The 12,766-nt window shown below is 72.1% G+C and carries 11 protein-coding genes and 1 pseudogene; 4 read left to right on the top strand and 8 right to left on the bottom strand.

What is annotated here, in order from left to right; all coding sequences use genetic code 11:
• Positions 1 to 390 precede the first annotated feature (390 nt).
• From ACFYR0_RS01280 to ACFYR0_RS01255, 6 genes are all read right to left on the bottom strand, one after another.
• Positions 391 to 1,680 (bottom strand): citrate synthase, encoded by a 1,290-nt coding sequence (locus ACFYR0_RS01280; RefSeq protein ID WP_386380649.1) that lies wholly within the window; start codon positions 1,678 to 1,680, stop codon positions 391 to 393.
• Between the two features lie 277 nt (positions 1,681 to 1,957).
• Positions 1,958 to 4,213 (bottom strand): ATP-dependent RecD-like DNA helicase, encoded by a 2,256-nt coding sequence (locus tag ACFYR0_RS01275; protein WP_389320349.1) that lies wholly within the window; start codon positions 4,211 to 4,213, stop codon positions 1,958 to 1,960.
• Positions 4,214 to 4,290: 77 nt separating this feature from the next.
• Positions 4,291 to 4,701, bottom strand: a complete 411-nt coding sequence (locus ACFYR0_RS01270) for a cytidine deaminase (RefSeq protein WP_389320346.1) — start codon at positions 4,699 to 4,701, stop codon at positions 4,291 to 4,293.
• Between the two features lie 396 nt (positions 4,702 to 5,097).
• Positions 5,098 to 5,961 carry a sugar phosphate isomerase/epimerase family protein gene (locus tag ACFYR0_RS01265; RefSeq protein WP_389320343.1) on the bottom strand — a complete coding sequence of 288 codons (864 nt, stop codon included), beginning with the start codon at positions 5,959 to 5,961 and terminating at the stop codon, positions 5,098 to 5,100.
• The gene (locus ACFYR0_RS01260; protein ID WP_389320340.1) at positions 5,928 to 7,079 is read right to left on the bottom strand and encodes a dihydrodipicolinate synthase family protein; all 1,152 of its coding nucleotides are present in this window, start codon (positions 7,077 to 7,079) and stop codon (positions 5,928 to 5,930) included. Before ACFYR0_RS01260 ends, ACFYR0_RS01265 begins: the two co-directional genes overlap by 34 nt.
• Complete coding sequence (locus ACFYR0_RS01255; RefSeq protein WP_389320337.1) at positions 7,076 to 8,233, bottom strand: Gfo/Idh/MocA family protein; 1,158 nt, start codon at positions 8,231 to 8,233, stop codon at positions 7,076 to 7,078. The genes ACFYR0_RS01260 and ACFYR0_RS01255 overlap by 4 nt, the downstream gene beginning before the upstream one ends.
• A gap of 336 nt (positions 8,234 to 8,569) precedes the next feature.
• Between ACFYR0_RS01255 and ACFYR0_RS01250 the strand changes: the two genes are divergently transcribed.
• Positions 8,570 to 9,616 (top strand): LacI family DNA-binding transcriptional regulator, encoded by a 1,047-nt coding sequence (locus tag ACFYR0_RS01250; RefSeq protein WP_389320334.1) that lies wholly within the window; start codon positions 8,570 to 8,572, stop codon positions 9,614 to 9,616.
• 266 nt (positions 9,617 to 9,882) lie between these two features.
• Here the strand turns inward: ACFYR0_RS01250 and ACFYR0_RS01245 are convergent, their stop codons facing one another.
• Complete coding sequence (locus ACFYR0_RS01245) at positions 9,883 to 10,260, bottom strand: VOC family protein (protein ID WP_389320331.1); 378 nt, start codon at positions 10,258 to 10,260, stop codon at positions 9,883 to 9,885.
• 122 nt (positions 10,261 to 10,382) lie between these two features.
• Between ACFYR0_RS01245 and ACFYR0_RS01240 the strand changes: the two genes are divergently transcribed.
• The 3 genes and pseudogenes from ACFYR0_RS01240 to ACFYR0_RS01230 all read left to right on the top strand — a co-directional run bounded on the left by ACFYR0_RS01240 (position 10,383) and on the right by ACFYR0_RS01230 (position 12,110).
• Positions 10,383 to 10,817 carry a nuclear transport factor 2 family protein gene (locus ACFYR0_RS01240; protein ID WP_389320328.1) on the top strand — a complete coding sequence of 145 codons (435 nt, stop codon included), beginning with the start codon at positions 10,383 to 10,385 and terminating at the stop codon, positions 10,815 to 10,817.
• A 106-nt stretch (positions 10,818 to 10,923) separates the two neighbouring features.
• Positions 10,924 to 11,259, top strand: a pseudogene (locus tag ACFYR0_RS01235) (GNAT family N-acetyltransferase); the annotation flags it as partial.
• Positions 11,260 to 11,309: 50 nt separating this feature from the next.
• A complete protein-coding gene (locus tag ACFYR0_RS01230; RefSeq protein ID WP_389320325.1) occupies positions 11,310 to 12,110 on the top strand; it encodes a sugar phosphate isomerase/epimerase family protein in 801 nt (266 codons plus the stop codon).
• Between the two features lie 40 nt (positions 12,111 to 12,150).
• On the opposite strand, the gene ACFYR0_RS01225 is transcribed toward ACFYR0_RS01230, so the two are convergent.
• Positions 12,151 to 12,765 (bottom strand): OmpA family protein, encoded by a 615-nt coding sequence (locus tag ACFYR0_RS01225; RefSeq protein WP_389320322.1) that lies wholly within the window; start codon positions 12,763 to 12,765, stop codon positions 12,151 to 12,153.
• Position 12,766: the final 1 nt, after the last annotated feature.

Raw genomic sequence — 12,766 nt, 5'->3', positions numbered from 1 at the left:
AGCAGCCGCGGGCGTGTCCGTCCGCCCTGCTCGACTCGACAGCGATTCAGGCGCTGTGTCCTCACAAGCGCCCGGCCGGATCCCGTGGGGGGAATCCGCACCGGGACTGGGAAGGCGCCCTGGTCGTCGGCCCGTGGGGGGACCGGCGCCGGGGCGCCTTCCGCTTTTCCGGGCGCCTTCCGCTTCCCGGAGCACCTTCTGCTGCTCCAGGCGCCAGCCGCTGCCTTCCGCTTCTCCGAGCGCCTTCTTCGCCGGGTGCCATCGGGCGCGTCCCGCACGCCCCTTCCGCTTCCCCACGCCCCCAGCGGGCCCCGCACACGACAAGGCCCCGCGCCCGGGAAACGGGGCGGGGCCTGGAAAGCTGCGGCTCTACGCCTCGACGCGGAAGCGTCAGCGCTCCTCGACGGGGACGAAGTCACGCTCGACCACACCGGTGTAGATCTGGCGCGGGCGGCCGATGCGGGAGCCCGGCTCCTTGATCATCTCGTGCCACTGGGCGATCCAGCCCGGCAGGCGGCCGAGGGCGAAGAGGACCGTGAACATCTCGGTCGGGAAGCCCATGGCCCGGTAGATGAGGCCGGTGTAGAAGTCGACGTTCGGGTAGAGGCTGCGCGAGACGAAGTAGTCATCGGAGAGCGCGTGCTCCTCCAGCTTCAGGGCGATGTCCAGCAGCTCGTCGGACTTGCCGAGGGCCGAGAGGACGTCGTGCGCGGCGGCCTTGATGATCTTGGCGCGCGGGTCGAAGTTCTTGTAGACCCGGTGGCCGAAGCCCATCAGACGGACGCCGTCCTCCTTGTTCTTCACCTTGCGGATGAAGGAGTCGACGTCGCCGCCGGAGGCCTGGATGCCCTCCAGCATCTCCAGGACGGACTGGTTGGCACCGCCGTGCAGCGGGCCCCAGAGCGCGGAGATGCCGGCCGAGATGGAGGCGAACATGTTCGCCTGCGACGAGCCGACCAGGCGGACCGTCGACGTCGAACAGTTCTGCTCGTGGTCCGCGTGCAGGATCAGGAGCTTGTCCAGGGCCGAGACGACGACGGGGTCGAGCTCGTAGTCCTGGGCCGGGACGGAGAACGTCATGCGCAGGAAGTTCTCGACGTAGCCGAGGTCGTTGCGCGGGTAGACGAACGGGTGGCCGACCGACTTCTTGTAGGCGTAGGCCGCGATCGTCGGAAGCTTGGCGAGCAGACGGATCGTGGAGAGGTTGCGCTGCTGCTCGTCGAACGGGTTGTGGCTGTCCTGGTAGAACGTGGACAGGGCCGAGACCACCGAGGACAGCATCGCCATCGGGTGCGCGTCGCGCGGGAAGCCCCGGTAGAAGTTCTTGACGTCCTCGTGCAGCAGGGTGTGCTGCGTGATGTCGTTCTTGAACACGGTGAGCTCGTCGACGGTCGGCAGCTCGCCGTTGATCAGCAGGTACGCCACCTCCAGGAAGGTGGAGCGCTCGGCGAGCTGCTCGATCGGGTAACCGCGGTACCGCAGGATCCCCGCCTCGCCGTCCAGGTAGGTGACGGCGGATTTATAGGCGGCGGTGTTGCCGTAGCCGCTGTCCAGGGTCACCAGACCGGTCTGGGCACGCAGCTTCCCGATGTCGAAGCCCTTGTCCCCGACGGTGCTGTCGATCACCGGGTAGGTGTACTCGTCGCCGTTGTACCGCAGTACTACAGAGTTGTCGCTCACGTCTTCCCTCACCGACTTGTGCCTCATCTTCGAGGTGCCCTGACTGTCTCTACCATCCCCCATTTGGCGCAGGAGAGTGCACTCGGGGTCGACCATTGGGCTTATCGGCGGCACTGAGTGCCGCCAACTTGCCCATCCTGCCCCCTCCGTCGGGCCACGGGAAGTGCTCTGTGACCTTCGCGACTCGTTTGATCGATCATTTTTCGCCGCAAGGAGGACGCGGCGTGCTTTTGGGCGGATCCGGGCGGCGCGGACGACTCCCCGGCCGGTTCCGCGGTCAGCCGCCCGCGAGCCTGAAGTCCAGCGCCGTGCAGCGCCGGCCGGCCGACACCGTGCGCACCGCCTGGGCTATCGCCCGGCGCGAACCGACCAGCACGACCAGCTGTTTCGCCCGGGTGACCGCCGTGTACAGCAGGTTCCGCTGAAGCATCATCCATGCTCCCGTGGTGACGGGGATCACCACGGCGGGATATTCACTCCCCTGGGAGCGGTGAATGGTGACGGCGTACGCGTGGGCCAGTTCGTCCAGTTCGTCGAACTCGTAGGGGACCTCCTCGTCCTCGTCCGTCAGCACCGTGAGGCGCTGCTCCACCGGATCGAGCGAGGTGACCACGCCCACGGTGCCGTTGAAGACACCGTTCCTCCCCTTGTCATAATTGTTGCGGATCTGCGTGACCTTGTCCCCCACGCGGAAGACACGCCCGCCGAACCGCTTCTCCGGCAGGTCGGGGCGCCCCGGGGTGACGGCCTGCTGGAGCAGCCCGTTGAGGGTGCCCGCCCCCGCGGGTCCCCGGTGCATCGGTGCCAGCACCTGCACGTCCCGGCGCGGGTCGAGACCGAACCTGGCCGGGATACGCCGTGCCGCCACGTCCACGGTGAGCCGGCCGGCCTCCTCGGTGTCGTCCTCGACGAAGAGGAAGAAGTCCTTCATGCCGTCGGTGACCGGATGCTGCCCGGCGTTGATGCGGTGCGCGTTGGTGACGACCCCCGACTGCTGCGCCTGCCGGAACACCCGGGTGAGCCGCACGGCCGGAACCGGACCGCCCTCCGCGAGAAGGTCGCGCAGCACCTCCCCCGCCCCGACGCTCGGCAGCTGGTCGACGTCCCCGACGAAGAGCAGATGCGCGCCCGGCGGCACGGCCTTCACCAGCTTGTTGGCCAGCAGCAGATCCAGCATCGACGCCTCGTCCACCACCACGAGGTCGGCGTCCAGCGGTCGTTCCCGGTCGTAGGCGGCGTCCCCGCCGGGCTTGAGTTCGAGCAGCCGGTGGACCGTGGACGCCTCGGCCCCGGTCAGTTCGGCCAGCCGCTTGGCCGCGCGGCCGGTCGGAGCGGCGAGCAGCACCTTGGCCTTCTTCGCGCGGGCCAGTTCGACGACGGAGCGCACCGTGAACGACTTGCCGCAGCCCGGCCCGCCCGTGAGCACGGCGACCTTCTCGCTCAGGGCGAGCCGCACCGCCGCCTCCTGCTCGGGGGCGAGTTCCGCGCCGGTGCGGGTCCTCAGCCAGGCGAGCGCCTTGTCCCAGTCGACGTCCCGGAAGCCGGGCATACGGTCCTCGCCGGTGCGCAGCAGCCTCAGGAGCTGGGCGGACAGGGAGAGTTCGGCGCGGTGGAAGGGGACGAGGTAGATCGCGGTGACCGGTCCGGCGTCGGGGTCCTGGCCGGGCACCTTCTCGCGTACGACACCGGGCTCCTCCCCGTCCGGGCCGGGCTCGGCCAGTTCCGCGAGGCACTCGATGACCAGGCCGGTGTCCACCTGGAGCAGCTTCACGGCGTCCGCGATCAGCCGCTCCTCGGGCAGATAGCAGTGGCCCTGGTCCGCCGACTGCGACAGCGCGTACTGGAGGCCCGCCTTGACGCGCTCGGGGCTGTCGTGCGGGATGCCGACGGACTGGGCGATCTTGTCGGCGGTGAGGAAGCCGATGCCCCAGACGTCGGCGGCGAGGCGGTAGGGCTGCTCCTTCACCACCGCGATCGAGGCGTCCTCGTACTTCTTGTAGATGCGCACGGCGATCGACGTCGACACCTCGACCGTCTGGAGGAACAGCATGACCTCCTTGATCGCCTTCTGTTCCTCCCACGCGTCGGCGATCTTCCTGGTGCGCTTCGGCCCGAGTCCCGGCACCTCGACGAGCCGCTGGGGCTCCTCCTCGATGATCCTCAGCGTGTCCGTGCCGAAGTGCTGGGTGATGCGGTCGGCGAAGACCGGCCCGATCCCCTTGACCAGGCCGGAGCCGAGGTAGCGGCGGATGCCCTGCACCGTGGCCGGCAGCACGGTCGTGTAGTTCTCCACGGTGAACTGCTTGCCGTACTGGGGGTGCGAGCCCCAGCGGCCCTCCATCCGCAGCGACTCCCCCACCTGGGCGCCGAGCAGCGCGCCGACGACGGTCAGCAGATCACCGGCGCCCCGGCCGGTGTCGACCCGCGCGACCGTGTAGCCGTTCTCCTCGTTGGCGTAGGTGATCCTCTCCAACACGCCTTCGAGGACGGCGAGGCGCCGCTCGCCGTTGGGGTTCGCCGTGTCGTTGGGCATGGTCCGACGTTACCGGTGGGGTGTGACAGCGACACGCGCCTTCCCCGACCGGGCGGGCTCGGGCACGGGCGGCGTGCTCAGGTGTCGAGCTGGTGGTCGGCCCAGACGTAGGTGGCGGGCAGCAGGTCCCCGACGGGGACGGCACGGGGTTCCCCTCCCTCCTCCACGACGACCCGGAGCGAGGGGAAGTAGTCGAGCAGCACCTGGCGGCACCGCCCGCACGGGGGAACGACTCCCCTCTCGCGGTCGCCCACGGCCACGATCGTGTCCAGTTCGTAGACGCCCTGGGCGGCCGCCGTGCCGATGAGGACCAGTTCGGCGCAGGGGCCGCCGGTGAAGTGGTAGGCGTTCACCGCGGTGACGATCCGGCCGTCGCGGGCGCGGGCCGCGGCCGCCATGGTGTGGTTGTCTCCCCGGCAGCGGGTGCGCGCCACCCGCGCGGCGGCCTCGACGAGTTCCCGGACGGCTTCGTGCGGCGGTTCGGTCATCCCCGCAGCGTAAGGGGCGTGCCGGGCCTGGTGTCGGCCGGGCACGCCCCTCTGCTCTCCCTCCCCTTTCAGAACCCCCGCAGATCCCCCCAGATCTTCCCCCCAAGAGTCCTGACGCCCTCTACGACACCCGATGACGGCGAATGGTTGCACGGAGACCGCCGGGACCCTCACCGGGCCGCGTCCTTGGGATGGCGCGTGCTCAAGCGGTAGCCGTGCGGTACGCGTCGGGGGCGTGGCCGTGCTGGTGGACGAGTACCGCACCGAGCCGGTTCACCTTTCTGGAGCGGGCGGCGTTCGTCCGCGACCTCGGCACGGTCCTGGACGCGGCCGCCCGCGGCTCGGAGACGGACGGGGACGACCGGTGCGCTGAACTCCGCTGCGGTACCGGCCGGTTCAGCCGGTCACATGGCGTACGAAGCGTTCGGCCGTCTCCGCGAGGACCTCGCGGCCGTCCCGCGCCCAGAGCCCGTCGTTGAACAGCTCGACCTCGACCGGGCCGGTGTACCCGGCCCTCTCGACGTGTCCGAGCCACTCGCGCATGTCGATCGAACCGTCCCCGAGCTGCCCCCGGCCGGTGAGCACGCCGTGCGGCAGCGGGGTGGTCCAGTCGGCGAGCTGGAAGGTGTGGATACGGCCGGCCGCGCCCGCGCGGGCGATCTGCGCGGGCGCGGTGTCGTCCCACCAGACGTGGTACGTGTCCACGGCGACGCCCACCTGCCGGGCGGGGAACCGTTCGGCGAGGTCGAGGGCCTGCCCGAGGGTGGAGACGACACAGCGGTCGGCCGCGTACATGGGGTGCAGCGGCTCGACGGCCAGGCGTACGCCGTGCTGTTCGGCGTACGGCCCCAGTTCCGCGAGTGCCTCGGCGATCCGCTCGCGCGCACCGCGCAGGTCTGTCGACCCGGACGGCAGTCCGCCGGAGACCAGGACGAGCGTGTCCGTGCCCAGGACGGCCGCCTCGTCCACCGCGCGGCGGTTGTCGTCCAGGGCACGGGACCGCTCCGCCGGGTCGACCGCCGTCAGGAAGCCGCCCCGGCACAGGGTCGTGACGGTCAGCCCGGCGTCACGCACGAGCTTCGCCGTGGCCTCGGTCCCGTACTCCTGGACGGGTTCGCGCCACAGGCCGACGTTCCCGACGCCCAGTTCCAGGCAGGCGGCGGTGAGTTCGGGGAGGGACAGCTGTCTGACCGTCATCTGGTTGACGGAGAACCGCGTCAGGCCGCTCACTGCTCCACCCCCTGCACGGCCAGCAGGCATTTCATCCGCTCCTCGGCGAGCTTCGGGTCGGGGAACAAGCCCAGGGAGTCGGCGAGTTCGTAGGCGCGGGCGAGGTGGGGCAGGGAGCGGGCCGACTGGAGGCCGCCGACCATGGTGAAGTGCGTCTGGTGGCCGGCCAGCCAGGCGAGGAACACCACGCCCGTCTTGTAGAAGCGGGTCGGGGCCCGGAAGAGGTGCCGGGACAACTCGACGGTGGGATCCAGCAGTTCACGGAAGCCCGCGACGTCCCCCGTGTCCAGCACCCGGACCGCCTCGGCCGCCAGCGGGCCCAGCGGGTCGAAGATGCCGAGCAGGGCGTGGCTGAAGCCCTTCTCGTCGCCCGCGATCAGCTCGGGGTAGTGGAAGTCGTCGCCGGTGTAGCAGCGCACCCCGTCCGGGAGGCGCCGGCGCAGGTCGACCTCCCGCCGCGCGTCCAGCAGCGAGACCTTGACGCCGTCGACCTTCTCCGGGTGGGCGGCGACGACCTCCAGGAACGTGGCGGTCGCCGCGTCCAGGTCCGTCGAGCCCCAGTAGCCCTCCAGCGCCGGGTCGAACATCGGGCCGAGCCAGTGCAGGATCACCGGCTCGGCGGCCTGCCGGAGGAGGTGGCCGTAGACCTCCAGGTAGTCCTCGGGTCCGGCCGCGGCGGCGGTGAGCGCGCGGGAGGCCATCAGGATCGCCTGCGCCCCGCTCTCCTCGACGACCGCGAGCTGCTCCTCGTAGGCCGCGCGGACCTCGGCGAGGGTGCCCGCGGCGAGCTGGTCGGTGCCCACGCCGCAGGCGATGCGGCCGCCGCACGCCCTGGCCTCGGCGGCGCTGCGGCGGATGAGCCCGGCCGCGCCCGCCCACTCGAGGCCCATCCCTCGCTGGGCGGTGTCCATCGCCTCGGCCACCCCGAGCCCGTTCGCCCACAGATGGCGGCGGAAGGCGAGCGTGGCGTCCCAGTCGACGGCGGCGGGCGAGTCGGGCGTGGTGTCGGCGTACGGGTCGGCGACGACATGCGCCGCGGAGAGGACCGTACGGGAGGCGAGCGGCGGGCCGGGGCGCACGGTGAGAGGCTCGGCGCGCGGCTCGTAGAGGCGCAGGGCGCCCGTGGCGTCGGGCAGCCGGATGCTCACAGCGCGATCTCCGGTACGTCGAGGCGGCGGCCCTCGGCCGAGGACCTCAGCCCCAGTTCGGCGAGCTGGACGCCGCGGGCGCCGGCCAGCAGGTCCCAGTGGTAGGGGGCGTCGGTGTGGACGTGGCGGAGGAACAGCTCCCACTGGGCCTTGAAGCCGTTGTCGAAGTCCTGGTTGTCCGGGACCTCCTGCCACTGGCCGCGGAAGGCCTCGGTGGCGGGGATGTCCGGGTTCCACACCGGCTTGGGGGTCGCGGAGCGGTGCTGGACGCGGCAGGTGCGCAGCCCGGCGACGGCCGAGCCCTCGGTGCCGTCGACCTGGAACTCGACCAGCTCGTCGCGGTTCACGCGCACCGCCCAGGAGGAGTTGATCTGCGCGACGGCGCCGCCCTCTAGCTCGAAGATCCCGTACGCGGCGTCGTCGGCGGTGGCGTCGTAGGGCTTGCCGTCCTCGTCCCAGCGCTGCGGGACGTGCGTGGCGGTGAGGGCCTGCACGGAGGTGACGCGGCCGAACAGCTCGTGCAGGACGTACTCCCAGTGCGGGAACATGTCGACGACGATGCCGCCGCCGTCCTCGGTCCGGTAGTTCCAGCTCGGGCGCTGGGCGTTCTGCCAGTCGCCCTCGAAGACCCAGTAGCCGAACTCCCCGCGCACGGACAGGACGCGGCCGAAGAAGCCGCCGTCGATCAGCCGCTTCAGCTTCAGCAGGCCCGGCAGGAACAGCTTGTCCTGGACGACGCCGTGTCTGATGCCCTTCTCCCGCGCCAGCCGGGCCAGTTCGAGGGCGCCGGCCAGGCCGGTGGCGGTGGGCTTCTCGGTGTAGACGTGCTTGCCCGCGGCGATCGCCTTCCTGATCGCCTCCTCACGGGCGGAGGTGACCTGGGCGTCGAAGTAGATCTCCACGGCGTCGTCGGCGAGGACGGCGTCCAGGTCGGTCGAGACGAGCCGCGGGTCCAGGCCGTGGCGCTCGGCCAGCGCCCTCAGCGCGTGCTCGCGGCGGCCGACCAGGACCGGCTCGGGCCACAGCACGGTGCCGTCGCCGAGGTCGAGTCCGCCCTGCTCGCGCAGTGCCAGGACGGAGCGGACCAGGTGCTGGCGGTGGCCCATGCGCCCGGTCACCCCGTTCATGGCGATACGCACCGTCTTGCGTGTCACGTCGTTCCCTTCGTCGGCGTCGCACGGGCCTGCCGGATCGCCCGGACGGCGGGGGCGCGAGGCCCGCGGAACGCCGGGGTGTCCATGCCCGCGCGCATCCGTCATCTGCCGAGCCATCACAGCAAGCGCATGCAGCAAGCGCTTTCTACGTGCAGAGAAGCTAGCCTCTGATCAGCGGTCGGACAAGGCCGCGACGGTCTCGATTCGTTCGAGGGGGCGAACATCCGGGGCGAGGCGCCGTAAGGTCTGCTCGCAACCGGCCGCCCCTCCCCGCGGTGGCCGGTGTACGAGGACGTACGAGCACGTACGACACATGCGCGACCGGAGGACTACGAGATGACGGTGACCCTGGCGGACGTGGCGGCCCGCGCCCAGGTCTCGCCCGCGACGGTGTCGCGCGTACTGAACGGCAACTACCCTGTCGCCGCCTCCACCCGGGAGCGGGTGCTCAAGGCGGTCGACGAGCTCGACTACGTCCTCAACGGTCCCGCGAGCGCGCTCGCCGCGGCCACCTCGGACCTGGTCGGCATACTCGTCAACGACATCGCCGACCCGTTCTTCGGGATCATGGCCGGGGCGATCCAGTCGGAGATCGGCGGCCCCGGCGGCCGGGCGGGCGGCGAGCGGCTGGCCGTCGTGTGCAACACGGGCGGCTCACCCGAGCGCGAGCTGACCTATCTGACCCTGCTCCAGCGGCAGCGGGCCGCGGCCGTGGTGCTGACCGGCGGCGCGGTGGAGGACGCCCCGCACGCGGAGGCCGTCGCGGTGAAGCTGCGCAAGCTGGCCGAGGCGGGGACGCGGGTGGTGCTGTGCGGGCGGCCGCAGGCGCCCGGCACCCACGCCGTGACACTGGCCTTCGACAACCGCGGCGGCGCCCAGCGGCTCACCGACCACCTGCTCACCCTCGGCCACCGCCGGCTCGGTTACATCGCGGGCCCGGAGGAGCGCACCACCACCCGGCACCGGCTGGAGGGCCATCGCGCCGCGCTGGCGGCGGCGGGCGTCGCGGACGACCCCGCCTGGACCGTCCACGGCCGCTACGACCGGCAGTCCGGCTACGACGCCACCCTCGAACTCCTGCGCAGGGACCCGACGCTGACCGCCGTGGTCGCCGCCAACGACTCCGTCGCGCTCGGCGCGTGCGCGGCCCTGCGGGAGTCCGGGCTGAGCATCCCGCGGGACGTGTCCGTGGCGGGGTTCGACGATCTGCCGTTCAGCGTGGACGCGGTACCGGCGCTCACGACCGTACGGCTGCCGCTGGCCGAGGCGGGGGCACGGGCCGGACGCATCGCGATGGGCCGGGAGGAGCCGCCGCCGGGCGGGATCGCGGCGGTGCGGGGTGAGTTGGTGGTGCGGGGGTCGACGGGGGTACCCAAGGGCTGAGCGGGGTGGGGGTCGGGGTCTTTCGAGGGTCCTTCGGGGGCTTGCGGCTTTCGGGGGCCTCTCTGGGGGCTTTCTCCCGCGGGCTCCTTGGGGGCTCCTGCCTGGGGGCTTCTCCCCGCGGGTTTCTCTGGGGCTTCTCGGAGCTTCTCCCTGCGGGTTTCTCGGGGGCTGCCCGGGGGCTTCTCCGGGGCTTCTCGACGGTGTGGGGCGCCTCGGGATCGGGGGGCGGGGGTGTCCGGGGGCGGGGGTGTCCGGGGGCGGGGGTGTCACCGCGCGGCGCGTTCCGCGGCGCTGCGCTCCACGCAGAACTCGTTGCCCTCGGGGTCGGTCAGGGTCACCCAGCCGGTGCCGTCGGGGCGGCGGTGGTCGCCCTGGATCTTCGCGCCGAGGGCGAGGAGGCGGTCGACCTCCGCGTCGCGGGTGCGGTCCTGGGGCTGGAGGTCCCAGTGGACCCGGTTCTTCACGGACCGGGCGTCGTCGACGCGGACGAAGAGCAGGGTGGCCGTGGCCGTGGTGACCGTGGCTTCGGGGTCGCCCGGGTTGTCGTCCTCGGCGAGCCTGCCGTCCAGGGCCTGGGCCCACCAGGAGGCGAGGGTGAAGGCGTCCGTGCAGTCGACGGTGATGTGCCGGATGAGTGAGCTCATGGGGTCACCGGATCACGGGGCCGGCGGCCCTCGCAAGGGAATTGCGCGGGTGGGCGCGGGACGCGGTCCGGCTCCCCAACGCCCTTGACCTCAAGCCTGGTTGAGGGATTTGGGTGGCGTTCATGAGCACTCACGAAGATGCCAGGGAGATCGGGACCCTCGTCCACCGCATGTTCCGCGCCCTGGACGCCCGCGACTTCCGGCCCGGCTGGATGCTGCCGTACGCCACCGGCGACGCCCGCATGGAGACACCTCTCGGCGACGGCTCGGGGGACGAGGCGGTGCGGGCCGCCGAGACCGCGCTCGGGCGGTACGTCCGCACCCAGCACATCGCCTCCGGGCTCCTCGCGGAGATCGACGGCGACCGGGCCACCGCCTCCTGGAACGCGCTGATGACCCATGTGCACGCCGACGAGTCGGCCTTCACGGTCGGCGGGGTCTACGAGGGTGATCTGGTGCGGACGCACGGGGGCTGGCGGTTCGAGCGGGTCGCGGTGCGGGCGGTGTGGACGCGGGGGAGGCCGCCGGCCGGGGTCGGGGGCGAGGCGGGCGCCTGAGGCCGGGGGCCGGGGGCCGGGGGCGGCGCCTGAGGCCGGGGGCGGGGATGGGGGGCCGGGAGCGCCGTCGCCTCGCGGGAGTGGATTTCCCGGGGTGCGATGAGTGCGGGTGTGGATCGCCGGGCTGGACGGCCGCCCGGTGGGCTGCGTGATGTGCGTACGCGACGAGGCACCGGGCGCGGCCAGGCTGCGGCTGTTGCTCGTCGAGCCGGACACACGCGGGCCGGGCATCGGGGACCGCCTGGTCACGGCGGTGATCGAGTTCGGGCGCGGGGCCGGCTACCGCGAGCTGGTCCTGTGGACCCACGACGTCCTGTCCGCCGCGCGCCGCATCTACCAGCGGCACGGCTTCGTCCTCGCGGCGGAGACCCGGCACCGGTCCTTCGGGCACGACCTGGTCGGGCAGGACTGGCGGCTGGAACTGCGGGAGGGCGGGGACTGACCCGGGCTCGTGCCGCGCGCTCGGGGCCGGGCGCCAGTAAGGTCACGAGCATGAAGCTGGCGTTCTCCACCCTCGGCGTTCCCGGTCTGCCCCTGCCCGACGTACTGCGGCTCGCCTCGGCCCACGGGTTCCACGGCGTGGAGCTGCGGACCCACCCGGAGGAGCCGGTCAACCCGGGGCTGAGCGGAGCCGAGCGGGCGCGCGTGGTGGCGCAGTTCGAGGCGTCGGGCGTCGAGCCGCTCTCCGTGGCCGGGTACACGCGGGTGGCCGGGCCGGGCCCCGACGACCCCGTGGTGACGGAGCTGCGCGAGCTGGTGGACCTGGCCGGGGATCTCGGCGCCCCGTACGTCAGGGTCTTCCCGGGCGCCGACGTGGACCAGCCCGCCGAGGACGCCGACATCACGGCGGCCCGCCGCCTGGCCACGGCCGCCGAGCACGCCGCCGACGCCGGGGTGAGGATCCTGCTGGAGACCCATGACTCGCACCGCACGGGCGCGGACGCGATCCGGGTCCTGGGCCTGGTGGGCCATCGCAACGCGGGCGCCCTGTGGGACGTCATGCACACCTGGCTCGGCGGCGAGCAGCCCGCCGAGTCCTACGCCGCCCTCGCCCCCTACCTCGGCTACGTCCAGGTCAAGGACATCGCCTCCGCCGACGACACCCTGCCGCTCGGCCTGGGCGCCGGGGTCCTGCCGCTGACGGAGTGCGTCGACGTCCTCTCCCGGCACGGCTGGGACGGCTGGCTGTGCTGGGAGTACGAGAAGCGCTGGTACGAGGCGGCCCGCCCGCTGCCCGACCTCCTCACTCCCGGCCACGACCACCTCTGCCGCCTCCTCAACGAGTCGGCGTAGCCCCGGCGCGACCCGGGCCCCACCAAACCGTCGGGCTCTGTCAGTCGCCCCGGGGGAAGGAGATCTCCACTCGGCGGTTCTTCTTGCGGCTGGCCTCGGTGGCGTTGGAGGCGATGGGGTACTGCTCGCCGTAGCCGCGCACCTCGAAGGTGATGCCGGCCGCGTTCAGGGCGCTGTCGAGGACCGCGTGGACGGCGTTGGCGCGTTGCTTGGAGAGGACGTCGCCGTGGGCCGAGGAGCCCAGGTTGTCGGTGAAGCCGAAGACCCTGACCTTGGTCGCGTTCTGGGCCTTGATCTCCTCCGCGATCGCGTTGATGCGGGACTTCGCCTCCGGGTCGAGTCTCGCGCTGTCCTTGCCGAAGAGGACCTCCGCCTGGAGGGCGAACTTCACGTCCGCGTTGGTGTCCTCCCGGCGTTCGTCGCCGCTCTGTTCCTCGACCACCTGCTTGATGTCCAGCACCTTCGGCTCCGCCAGGGTGGCACCCTCGGGGAGCTTGAGGTCGGGGTCGTTGCCGTCCACGTCGACGGGGGCCGACGCGGTCGGCTCGGTGCCCGGGGGGACGCTGGGAGTGTCGTCCGCCTGGACCGTCGTGGTGGCCAGGAGAAGCGTCGTCGCTGTCAGGGTCAGGGCCAGAGTGAGGCGGGTCGGGGTCATG

The organism is Streptomyces sp. NPDC005017 (assembly GCF_042873115.1).
Classification (GTDB): Bacteria; Actinomycetota; Actinomycetes; order Streptomycetales; family Streptomycetaceae; genus Streptomyces.
The sequence above is the reverse complement of the archived record's forward strand: the minus strand, read 5'-3'. Positions and strand labels throughout refer to the sequence as shown.

Excerpts from the sequence above, each read along its gene's own strand:
- ACFYR0_RS01275 (WP_389320349.1), bottom strand. The coding sequence starts at position 4,213 with ATGCCCAACGACACGGCGAACCCCAACGGCGAGCGGCGCCTCGCCGTC.
- ACFYR0_RS01270 (WP_389320346.1), bottom strand. The coding sequence starts at position 4,701 with ATGACCGAACCGCCGCACGAAGCCGTCCGGGAACTCGTCGAGGCCGCC.
- ACFYR0_RS01265 (WP_389320343.1), bottom strand. The coding sequence starts at position 5,961 with ATGCCTGCTGGCCGTGCAGGGGGTGGAGCAGTGAGCGGCCTGACGCGG.
- ACFYR0_RS01250 (WP_389320334.1), top strand. The coding sequence starts at position 8,570 with ATGACGGTGACCCTGGCGGACGTGGCGGCCCGCGCCCAGGTCTCGCCC.
- ACFYR0_RS01245 (WP_389320331.1), bottom strand. The coding sequence starts at position 10,260 with ATGAGCTCACTCATCCGGCACATCACCGTCGACTGCACGGACGCCTTC.
- ACFYR0_RS01240 (WP_389320328.1), top strand. The coding sequence starts at position 10,383 with ATGAGCACTCACGAAGATGCCAGGGAGATCGGGACCCTCGTCCACCGC.
- ACFYR0_RS01230 (WP_389320325.1), top strand. The coding sequence starts at position 11,310 with ATGAAGCTGGCGTTCTCCACCCTCGGCGTTCCCGGTCTGCCCCTGCCC.
- ACFYR0_RS01225 (WP_389320322.1), bottom strand. The coding sequence starts at position 12,765 with ATGACCCCGACCCGCCTCACTCTGGCCCTGACCCTGACAGCGACGACG.